We start from the raw sequence: 9,366 nt of genomic DNA on the forward strand, positions 1-9,366 counted from the left end.
ACGGTCCCATAGAGCAGCCGGAGCCAAAGCCGTAGGAAAGATCGGCTCTATTTGTCTGGCTGTTGGCCGTTTTGCTGTTCTTTCGGTTGGTCGCCAGGCTTGATGACAGGCATGTTGCCGACCTGCGGGGCGGGCTTTTCCATTTTGCTGTCACCAACTGGCGGTGGCTTCAGCACGCCGCCGCAGTCGGACAGCTTCTGGCTGGGATTGCCGTCCGGCGTGGACGTCTGCCCGCTTTCCGCATGCCTGTTGTCAGTCTGCCGGTTGGTATCCTCTGCCTTGCATCGATCGTCGTTCGATTGCTGTGCGAACACGAAATTCGATGACATGACGGCCGCGACCGCCGTTATCAGCAGGAAGACTGCGTATTTGGCCACCGCAATCCGGGTGTTCGAAAGGCGCAATCGATCAAACCGGGGCGGAGATAATGGTGTTGACGCCGACGATTCCTTCGGCGACACCGCGCTGATGATAATCCTTGTCATTGTTCACCTCGATGACGGTATGGATTGTCGTCGGACACGACCGGGACCACACGGTAGAGCATCAAAGGCCCTTCCCTTTCCGTCTCCTCGAATGTTGGAAAGGTCGCAGATCGGATGGGTAGGAAGCTCGACTGCCGTTTCGTTGGCTATGGAGAGAAAGCGGAAAAATCTCCATATTCTTCAGCACCATCGCGTCCGCTTGGCACGATCTACGACCTCATTGGGCTAACGCCGGGCTTCGCGCATTGTTCCGGTTTAATTCCGATCGGATGCAGGTGCTCCTTTGATGGAACCATCTTTCGGCGTCTCTGTTAGGTCCATATGGAATTTGTAGAGATGGAGGCTTGCCATGGCATTCGAGGAACCGAAGAAGCCCCAGGATCAGAAGAAACCATTGTCCGCGACCGAGGCCCGCCAGGGGGTGCGTGGCACGCATCTGTCTACCATCTTGATCACGGCATTGGTTCTGGCGGCAATCGTATGGGCGGGCGTTGAAGTTTGGGGTCGTTATATCGAACCAAACAAACCGCAGAACCCGGCGCCTACAATAAGTTCCTCAAGCGGTCAGCCGCAGACCGGCACGATAGACAATACGCCGCCAGCAGGGCAATCCATACCACCCGCTCCAACCGATCGCACTGAGAACAACCAGCAAGGCACAAAGAGCACGCCAGCCCAACCAAACCGCGACGGAACGCAGAATTAGCGGGCGGGCTCTGGAAATTCATAGGGATCAATGTGTATCGCGGATATACGTTCCTCTTTGAGGGATCGGACATGGGAACGGCTTGCCAGCGGAACTGCCGAAAAATTATCCGACGCGGCGATCCTCGGAGGGGGTGTCTTCCTCGGATTCCCGAGCGTCATTCTTGGGTGGGTTTGTTGCAGCCCTTCGCCGAAACCTTGCGAGCACTTCTTCTCCGTCCACAGAGGCTCGCGTTCTCTCCATGATCTCGCGTTCCTTGGCCGCCTGCTCCCAGTGATGCTGGCTGCAGCCCCAGGGACGGCCGGCTGCTTCCCAAATGGCGTAGGCCCTCTTGCTGATCCACTCGAACCGTTCGTCCGTCATTTTTTCCTCCTTCATGGACGCTCCCACAACTGCGGGTGAGTGCGAATGTTCCCTATGGGGAACAATAATGATTCTGATGTGTTCCACTTTAGGTTCAGAAGTTCACAGGCTCATGAATCCATGACAGCAAGAGGAGGATCGAATGGCTTTGACGTTGATCAGCAAGGTCTTTGCTGAGAATGCGCCGATACCGAGCAAATACGCTCTGGATGGAGAAAATATATTCCCGCCGCTTGCCTGGGGCGGCGCTCCCAAAGGGACCCAGAGCTTCGCCTTGATCATCGAGGACCCGGATGCGCCGGCGGGAACATTCCGCCATTGCGGCATCGCCAACATTCCGGCGGAGTGGAGCGGCTTGGTTGAAAACGTGGATGCGATGCAGGAGCAGGCGCTGCGTTTCTATAAGAATGATTTCGGCAATGCCCGTTACGACGGTCCGCGTCCTCCGGCAGGCGATCCGCCCCATCGGTACGTTTTCCGGCTTGCCGCGCTCGATGTAGCGCGGATGACGCTTCCCGAAGCCGCTGGCGCGGAAGCCATGTGGCAGAAAGTGAAGAAACACATGCTTGCAGAGGCAAGCCTTACTGGCAGCTACCAGTCGTAAGCCACGCTTTGCAGGCAGACATGATCGGCGGTTCCTGCCGCCGAGGGATGGTTGCAATGAGCAGAAGAGACCCAGACGGTGCGCACAAACAGGAACCGCGCACGTTTTCCGCGGAAGATGCACGCCAAGGCGAGATCATCCTGAAGCGACGGTGGCAGCGTCTGGTGTTCATCGGCGGACTTGCCGCCGTAGTCCTCGTTATCCTGCTGGTCCGCTTTGCCGGATAGGCCGGCAAAATTTCAACCTCATCCAAAGGAGATGTCATCATGCCAGCAAAGTCGAAATCACAGCAAATGGCCGCCGGTGCGGCGCTTGCCGCCAAACGTGGCGAACGAAAGAAGAGCGAACTGAAGGGTGCGTCGAAAAGCATGGTCGACTCCATGAGCGAGAAGGAGCTTCACGACATGGCCTCGACCAAGCAAAAGGGAAAGCCGCAGCACGCATCCAAGTCCTGAGATCCAGGAACGCTGCACCGCGGTATTTCCGGCTGCTCTATCGCCTCCACCGCCAATTTGAGACTTCCGGCATATCCTCGCCGTGCCGGCGGACGTAATCGTGATGCTTGGTGAGTTTTGCCTTCAGGCCATCCACGACCTCCGGCACCTTCTCCGATAGGCCGGGAATACGATTGATCGCCTCCAAGGCGAGATGGTAGCGATCGAGTTCATTCAACACGGTCATGTCGAATGGCGTGGTCGTTGTACCCTCTTCGATGAAGCCGCGAACATGGATGTTGTCATGGTTGGTCCGCCGATAGGTCAGGCGGTGGATCAGGTAGGGATAGCCGTGATAGGCGAAGATCACTGGCTTGTCCGTGGTAAAGATCTGATCGAATGCCTCATGATCGAGACCATGCGGATGCTGTTGTGGGTCCTGCAGAGCCAGGAGATCGATCACGTTGACCGTGCGGATCTTGAGATCGGGGATCGCCTCGTGCAGCAGCATGACGGCAGCAAGCGTCTCCATGGTCGGGACATCGCCTGCGCAGGCCATCACGACGTCAGGGGCGATGGTGTTGTCTTCGTAGCTCGCCCAATCCCAGATGCCGACGCCCGTCTTACAATGGGCGGCCGCTTCGTCGATGCCGAGCCATTGCGATTCCGGCTGCTTGCCGGCGACGATGACGTTGATCCGGTCATAGGTCCTGAGGCAATGATCACCGACCCACAGCAGCGTATTGGCGTCCGGCGGCAGATAGATGCGCACGATGTCGGCCTTCTTGTTGGCGACGAGATCGACGAAGCCCGGATCCTGGTGGGAAAAGCCATTGTGATCCTGTCGCCAGACATGCGACGTCAACAGATAGTTCAACGACGAGATCGGCTTGCGCCAGGGCAATTCGCGCGAAACCTTCAGCCATTTGGCATGCTGGTTGAACATGGAATCGACGATATGGATGAAGGCTTCATAGCACGAAAAGAGCCCATGCCGACCCGTGAGCAGGTAGCCCTCCAACCAGCCCTGACATAGATGTTCGCTGAGCACCTCCATCACCCGCCCGTCGCGGGACAGATGGACGTCATAATCCTCGATCGCCTCCATCCAGACCCGATTCGTGGCTTCGAAGACGCTGCCGAGCCGGTTCGATTCCGTCTCGTCGGGGCCGAAGATGCGAAAATTCTGCTTGGCATCATTGAGCTTCAGCGTGTCGCGCAAGTAGTGCGCCAGGATTTCGGTGGATTGTACCTGCTTGCTGCCGCGCTCGCCGATCTCCACGGCGTAATCTTCGATGGACGGAACCAGAAGCTCCTGGCGCAGCAGGCCGCCATTGGCGTGGGGATTGGCGCCCATGCGCCTTTCGCCGCGCGGCGCCAGCGCTTGCAGCTCCTCCTTCAGCCGCCCGCTGTGATCGAAAAGATCATCGGGATCGTAGCTTCGCATCCAGTCTTCCAGGATCTTGCGATGCGCCTCGTCGCCGCGGCAATTGGCGACCGGCACCTGATGCGCGCGCCAGAATCCTTCGACCTTCTTGCCATCGACCTGCTTGGGGCCGGTCCAGCCTTTCGGGCTTCGCAGCACGATCATGGGCCAGCGCGGCATGCTTTCCGACGACGTTTGTTCGCGTGCGTTTCTTTGTATGTCGCGGATGCGGTCGAACACCTGGTCAAACGTGCCGGCCATCGCCTGATGCGTGGCGGGTGGTTCATGTCCCTCGACGAAGAAGGGTTCGTAGCCATAGCCTGAGAGTAGCTTGCGCAGATCGTCGTCATCTGCGCGGCCGAGGATCGTTGGGTTGGCGATCTTGTAGCCGTTGAGGTGGAGGATGGGCAGTACCGCGCCATCGCGCGCCGGATTGAGGAACTTGTTGGAATGCCAGCTCGCAGCCAGAGGTCCGGTTTCGGCCTCGCCGTCGCCGACGACGCAGGCAATAATCAGATCGGGATTGTCGAAGGCGGCGCCGTAGGCATGCACCAGTGCATAGCCCAGTTCGCCGCCCTCGTGGATGGAGCCGGGCGTTTCCGGTGCGGCGTGGCTCGGAATGCCGCCTGGGAAGGAAAACTGCTTGAACAGCCTTTGCATGCCTTCCGTCGTCTCAGAGATATCCGGATAGATCTCGCTATAGGTACCCTCGAGATAGGTGTTGGCGACCATGCCGGGGCCGCCATGGCCGGGGCCGCATATATAGATGACGTCGAGATCGCGTGCCTTGATGATGCGGTTGAGGTGCACGTAGATGAAATTCAAGCCGGGCGTCGTGCCCCAGTGGCCAAGCAGTCTCGGCTTGATATGCTCCGGTCTCAGCGGTTCGCGCAGCAGCGGATTGTCCATCAGATAGATCTGGCCGACCGACAGATAGTTTGCCGCTTTCCAGTAACGGTCGATCAGGGAGAGTTCCTCGGGCGAAAGCGGTGTGGTCACGGCATTCATCTGCGTCTCCTCGTTTTTGTCAGGCGATGAGGGCATGCGCCTCCTCGGCGATCACACGTTCCTCGTCGGTCGGGATCACGAATAGCTTCACGCGGCTGGATGCCGCGTTGATCGAGGTCAAATTGCTGTCGTTTGCATCTTCATCGATCTCAATACCCAGCCACTGCAACCTTCGTGCGACACGCGTCCTGATCTCAGGCTGGTTTTCACCGATGCCGGCGGTGAAGACGATGGCGTCGAGACCGCCCGTCGTTGCGCATAGCCGCCCGATCTCGCCTGAGATGCGCAGGCAGAACAAATCTATGGCCTCGGCGGCATCCGGGCTCTTGTCATCGAGCAGAACCCGTGTGTCGCCGCTGATGCCGGAGACGCCGAGCAGGCCGCATTGATGGTAGAGGAAATCCTCGATCCGTTCGGGCTGCTGTTTTCCCGTCCTCATGAGATAAAGCAGGGCGCCTGGATCCAGCCAGCCGGGACGCGTTGCCATGGGGATGCCGTCAAGCGCCGAGAAACCCATGCTCGTGTCGCGACTGGTGCCGTTTTCCATCGCGCACAGGCTGGCGCCGCTGCCGAGATGACAGGTGACAACCTTTCCCTTCGCTGCCTCCGGATCGATCTCGCGAAGCTTTGCGGCGATGTATTTATAGGAGAGCCCGTGAAAGCCGTAGCGGCGCACGCCGTCATCATGCATGGCGCGCGGTATCGCCAGCCGCCGCACGACGTCGGCTTGCGACGAATGAAAGGCCGTGTCGAAGGAGGCGGTCTGCTGGACGTCCGGCCGCAGCATTTGCATTGACCGAATGGCACGCACAGCCTGCGGCTGGTGCAGAGGCGCAAGAGGAACAAGCTTCTCGATCCGCTTGATTGCAGCCTCATCCAAGAGGACAGCCTCCTGAAACGCCATGCCGCCGTGAACGACGCGATGGGCGACCGCCCGGAGCTTGCCGGGAAGATGGGCGAGCAAATGATCCAGCGTGTCGGAGATCACGGAGACGAACTGCGTGCCATTATCGCCCCTGATCGTCTTCTCGTATCTATCCGTGCCGATGGAATAGCGGAGCATCAGCGGGCTCTGATCGAAATCGATCTTGCCGCGGCCGACATTCCTTGCCCCTTCGGTCGCCAGCTCGAAGACCCCGATTTTCAAGGTCGAGGAGCCGGCATTAAATGTCAGCAAGACATCGTCAGACATATCAGCCTCGAATGAAGGGTGTCGACTACCGGAAGCTAGCGCACTCCAGCCCGGAGGCAACCGGGCATAGGGCCGCAGCTCCTCTTATCGATATCGGTCTGTCGCTTAGCGCTTCCGTTGACTGCCTGTTCAAGAGAGCTGCGCATTCGGCGTGTCGTCAGATTTCCATCATATCTTCGAATGCTTCGGGGAAGCTTTCGCGCGCCACTTTCTCGTTGATGACGAGCAGGGCCTCATAGGAGAGCGGATCGAAATCCTTGTCGGCGGGCAGTACCTCCCGTCCGAACAGGAGGTTCAGCCGCGCAGCATCGAGATTGCCGCGCTCGAAAGGTTCCGCTCCGAAATAATGCCAGAGCGCGTGCAGGAATGCGGCATCAATCAGATGTTCCTGCGATCCTGGCCGCGCACGCCGCGGCAGTTTCTTGATCGGCGTCACGCCCTTGGGATTTGCGCGGCGAATGGTGAACTGCACCCCTGTGCCCGGCATGCCGGAAGGAAAGCCGCGGTGTTTCGTCATATCGGGAAGCTTGCCCATGGCTGCTGCTCCTCTCTTGATTAAGCAATCGGATGGCGCCTTTTCCGATGTCAGGCAAGCCGATGCGATGGAGAAGGCCGTGTAGCACCTACTCTGTCGTGATTTCCCTCCGGCAGTCAATTGCGGGACGAGGCTTCGTTGTGGAAGCGGCGCCATCCTGGCTCGGCAATGGGGAAAGTTCTCCGTTCCGAAGATAAGGATTAGCGCTCGCCAGAAAGCGGAGGCACTTGTGGAGGAGGGCCCTGCACCGAAAAATACAGTTCCACATCAAGCAAATGATACATGAGCGCGGCGAGGGTGACAAAAAGAACAGTGCCTAGAATGAACCGAAGAAATGTCGGCCACAAGTAAACCATGATGATCGGCGTCAGACGTGCCAACATCGAAAGCCAATCGATAAGTGTGGGCGTCTTCTGTTTGTACATGATGTTTCCCTTGAGGGCTTGCCGATATCGTTCATCACATCACTGTCCCACGGAAGGCCGCATCCCTATCGAGGGGCCTTCGTGTCAACAGCGGCTGCCGCATTAACAAAAATGGCGATTGGTCGCCGCGAGCGTCGGAAGACAACATGAACATCGTGCAGGTTTCATGGAGGCAACATGCAGGCTCGGTGGATCGATTCCCAATGCCCTTCAACTCCGGTATCCGTTTTACTTTTACGTAAGGTTCACTAAGCTCTCCCGTTGATACGCTATTCGCGGAGGGGAGAACGAATGAGCAGTCGTGCAGATGTCGTCATCGTCGGAGCCGGCCTCTCGGGCCTTGTCGCCGCTTGCGAGCTGATGGAGCGCCGAAAACGGGTGATCCTTGTCGATCAGGAGCCGCGTGCAAGCCTCGGAGGGCAAGCCTTCTGGTCGCTCGGCGGGCTGTTCATGATCGATACGCCGGAACAGAGACGCATGTGTATTCGCGACAGTCTCGATCTCGCCCGTCAGGATTGGCTGGGGGCGGCGGGTTTCGACCGGGCCGAGGATTTCTGGCCGCGTGCCTGGGCGGATGCTTATCTCGATTTTGCCGCCGGCGAAATGCGCAGCTGGCTACATGGGCTCGGCATGCGCTGGTTTCCCGTCGTCGGCTGGGCGGAACGTGGCGGAGGCCTTGCCGACGGACATGGCAATTCCGTGCCGCGCTTCCATCTTACCTGGGGCACAGGTCCCGGCGTTCTCGAGCCATTCCTAAAGCGGGTTTTGGCGGCGGAGAGGGAAGGCAAAATCGAGCTGTTGTTCCGTCGGCGAGTGACGCGGCTGATCGGCGATCGCGATGGTATAACCGGCGTGGAAGGCGAGCTTCTGGCGGAGGATGGTACCCCCCGTGGCCGGCAATCGAACCGTGACGTCGTGGGGGATTTCCGCATCGAGGGTACCGTGATCGTGGCAAGCGGCGGCATCGGCGGCAATCCGGAACTGGTTCGCCGCGCCTGGCCCGTCGAACGTCTTGGCGCACCCCCGGAGCGGATGCTGAGCGGAGTGCCTCATCACGTGGATGGCTTGATGATCGGTCATGCCGAGGCGGCCGGCGCGCGGCCGATCAATGGCGACCGGATGTGGCACTATACCGAAGGCATTGCCAACTGGGATCCGATCTGGCCGAACCACGGTATCCGCATCCTGCCAGGCCCGTCCTCCCTCTGGTTCGACGCCAATGGCAATCGCATGCCGGCGCCGTGCCTGCCGGGCTTCGACAGTCTTGCGACGCTGCGGCACATCTGCAAGCTCGGTCACGATTACAGCTGGTTCGTCACCACGCAAAAGATCGTCAAGAAGGAGTTTGCCCTTTCGGGCTCCGAACAGAATCCGGATCTTACGGGACGCGACATCGGGCTCCTTCTGCGCAGCCGCTTAGGGCGGTCGGCTCCGCCGCCGGTGGAAGCCTTCAAGGCGAAGGGTCGGGATTTCATCGTTGCTGAAACGCTGGAAGAACTGGTCGCCGGCATGAACCGTATCGGCGACCACCCGCTCGACCTTGCGCATCTGCGTTCCCAGATAGAAGCTCGTGATCGCGAGTTGGACAATCCTTTTGCCAAGGATGCCCAGATCGTCGCTTTGAGACAGGCACGCGGCTATCTCGGCGATCGATTCATGCGCACGGCCCCACCTCATCGCATATTGGATGCGAAGGCCGGCCCACTGATTGCAGTGCGCCTTAACATTCTCACGCGAAAATCCCTGGGCGGACTGGAGACCGATCTGAATAGCCAGGCGCTCGGACAGAGCGGCGCGCCCATACCGGGATTGTATGCTTGCGGTGAAGCGGCGGGCTTTGGCGGCGGTGGATATCACGGCTACAATGCGCTGGAAGGCACTTTCCTGGGAGGATGCATTTTCTCTGGCCGCAAGGCGGGGCAGGCAGCGTGAGCCGGTCGAATTAACCGCTCCTTCACGGGAGGGTGTCCGACGACACTGCGAGGGCATGCAGTCTCGTCGGACGCTGCAATGCCCGGCTCGGGGGTGGCGTCCAAGCCGGTAGAGTAAGTTATAGCATCTACCAGAGGTTTATTTAACCTACCCGAATGGACGGCTGAGAGCCCGGGCGACTTGGGAGGCAAACGGGGGATCATTCATGTTCGCCGGTCGGCTTGCGAAGCTTCGTTAGGCTTTTCGCCAATGGCGC

General features: G+C 59.2%; 11 protein-coding genes. 5 read left to right on the forward strand and 6 right to left on the reverse strand.

All coding sequences use genetic code 11. The features are described from left to right. Positions 1–47: 47 nt before the first annotated feature. On the reverse strand, positions 48–485 hold the full coding sequence (locus tag FBZ99_RS19315; protein WP_145634344.1) for a hypothetical protein: 438 nt from the start codon (positions 483–485) through the stop codon (positions 48–50). A 349-nt stretch (positions 486–834) separates the two neighbouring features. On the opposite strand from FBZ99_RS19315, the gene FBZ99_RS19325 reads away from it, so the two are divergent. Then, positions 835–1,191 carry a hypothetical protein gene (locus FBZ99_RS19325; RefSeq protein ID WP_113331191.1) on the forward strand — a complete coding sequence of 119 codons (357 nt, stop codon included), beginning with the start codon at positions 835–837 and terminating at the stop codon, positions 1,189–1,191. Between the two features lie 105 nt (positions 1,192–1,296). On the opposite strand, the gene FBZ99_RS19330 is transcribed toward FBZ99_RS19325, so the two are convergent. Further along, the gene (locus FBZ99_RS19330; protein ID WP_113331323.1) at positions 1,297–1,554 is read right to left on the reverse strand and encodes a DUF2934 domain-containing protein; all 258 of its coding nucleotides are present in this window, start codon (positions 1,552–1,554) and stop codon (positions 1,297–1,299) included. 142 nt (positions 1,555–1,696) lie between these two features. Here FBZ99_RS19330 and FBZ99_RS19335 point away from each other — a divergent pair, with 142 nt between their 5' ends. From FBZ99_RS19335 to FBZ99_RS19340, 3 genes are read left to right on the forward strand one after another with little or no spacing between them, the layout of a single operon-like run. Continuing rightward, the gene (locus FBZ99_RS19335; RefSeq protein WP_113331190.1) at positions 1,697–2,158 is read left to right on the forward strand and encodes a YbhB/YbcL family Raf kinase inhibitor-like protein; all 462 of its coding nucleotides are present in this window, start codon (positions 1,697–1,699) and stop codon (positions 2,156–2,158) included. A gap of 56 nt (positions 2,159–2,214) precedes the next feature. Then, complete coding sequence (locus FBZ99_RS33170) at positions 2,215–2,385, forward strand: hypothetical protein (protein ID WP_173004547.1); 171 nt, start codon at positions 2,215–2,217, stop codon at positions 2,383–2,385. A 39-nt stretch (positions 2,386–2,424) separates the two neighbouring features. After that, positions 2,425–2,613, forward strand: coding sequence for a DUF3008 family protein (locus FBZ99_RS19340; RefSeq protein WP_095438378.1), 189 nt, complete (start codon positions 2,425–2,427; stop codon positions 2,611–2,613). 37 nt (positions 2,614–2,650) lie between these two features. Here the strand turns inward: FBZ99_RS19340 and FBZ99_RS19345 are convergent, their stop codons facing one another. The 4 genes from FBZ99_RS19345 to FBZ99_RS19360 form a co-directional block, all read right to left on the reverse strand. Next, a complete protein-coding gene (locus tag FBZ99_RS19345; RefSeq protein WP_145634348.1) occupies positions 2,651–5,026 on the reverse strand; it encodes a phosphoketolase family protein in 2,376 nt (791 codons plus the stop codon). Positions 5,027–5,045: 19 nt separating this feature from the next. Beyond that, positions 5,046–6,218 (reverse strand): acetate/propionate family kinase, encoded by a 1,173-nt coding sequence (locus FBZ99_RS19350; RefSeq protein WP_145634350.1) that lies wholly within the window; start codon positions 6,216–6,218, stop codon positions 5,046–5,048. A 157-nt stretch (positions 6,219–6,375) separates the two neighbouring features. Continuing rightward, positions 6,376–6,753, reverse strand: coding sequence for a hypothetical protein (locus FBZ99_RS19355; protein ID WP_145634352.1), 378 nt, complete (start codon positions 6,751–6,753; stop codon positions 6,376–6,378). 200 nt (positions 6,754–6,953) lie between these two features. Beyond that, positions 6,954–7,178, reverse strand: a complete 225-nt coding sequence (locus FBZ99_RS19360) for a hypothetical protein (RefSeq protein WP_113395105.1) — start codon at positions 7,176–7,178, stop codon at positions 6,954–6,956. A gap of 291 nt (positions 7,179–7,469) precedes the next feature. On the opposite strand from FBZ99_RS19360, the gene FBZ99_RS19365 reads away from it, so the two are divergent. Beyond that, positions 7,470–9,110: an FAD-binding dehydrogenase gene (locus FBZ99_RS19365; RefSeq protein ID WP_113395104.1), complete on the forward strand. Its 1,641-nt coding sequence runs from the start codon at positions 7,470–7,472 to the stop codon at positions 9,108–9,110. The last annotated feature ends 256 nt before the right edge of the window (positions 9,111–9,366 follow it).

Source organism: Rhizobium sp. ERR 1071 (assembly GCF_007828675.1).
GTDB classification, from domain to species: Bacteria; Pseudomonadota; Alphaproteobacteria; order Rhizobiales; family Rhizobiaceae; genus Rhizobium; species Rhizobium dioscoreae.

Bases quoted from the DNA above. Each gene is read 5' to 3' on its own strand.
- FBZ99_RS19315 (WP_145634344.1), bottom strand. From the start codon at position 485: ATGACAAGGATTATCATCAGCGCGGTGTCGCCGAAGGAATCGTCGGCG.
- FBZ99_RS19325 (WP_113331191.1), top strand. From the start codon at position 835: ATGGCATTCGAGGAACCGAAGAAGCCCCAGGATCAGAAGAAACCATTG.
- FBZ99_RS19330 (WP_113331323.1), bottom strand. From the start codon at position 1,554: ATGACGGACGAACGGTTCGAGTGGATCAGCAAGAGGGCCTACGCCATT.
- FBZ99_RS19335 (WP_113331190.1), top strand. From the start codon at position 1,697: ATGGCTTTGACGTTGATCAGCAAGGTCTTTGCTGAGAATGCGCCGATA.
- FBZ99_RS33170 (WP_173004547.1), top strand. From the start codon at position 2,215: ATGAGCAGAAGAGACCCAGACGGTGCGCACAAACAGGAACCGCGCACG.
- FBZ99_RS19340 (WP_095438378.1), top strand. From the start codon at position 2,425: ATGCCAGCAAAGTCGAAATCACAGCAAATGGCCGCCGGTGCGGCGCTT.
- FBZ99_RS19345 (WP_145634348.1), bottom strand. From the start codon at position 5,026: ATGAATGCCGTGACCACACCGCTTTCGCCCGAGGAACTCTCCCTGATC.
- FBZ99_RS19350 (WP_145634350.1), bottom strand. From the start codon at position 6,218: ATGTCTGACGATGTCTTGCTGACATTTAATGCCGGCTCCTCGACCTTG.
- FBZ99_RS19355 (WP_145634352.1), bottom strand. From the start codon at position 6,753: ATGGGCAAGCTTCCCGATATGACGAAACACCGCGGCTTTCCTTCCGGC.
- FBZ99_RS19360 (WP_113395105.1), bottom strand. From the start codon at position 7,178: ATGTACAAACAGAAGACGCCCACACTTATCGATTGGCTTTCGATGTTG.
- FBZ99_RS19365 (WP_113395104.1), top strand. From the start codon at position 7,470: ATGAGCAGTCGTGCAGATGTCGTCATCGTCGGAGCCGGCCTCTCGGGC.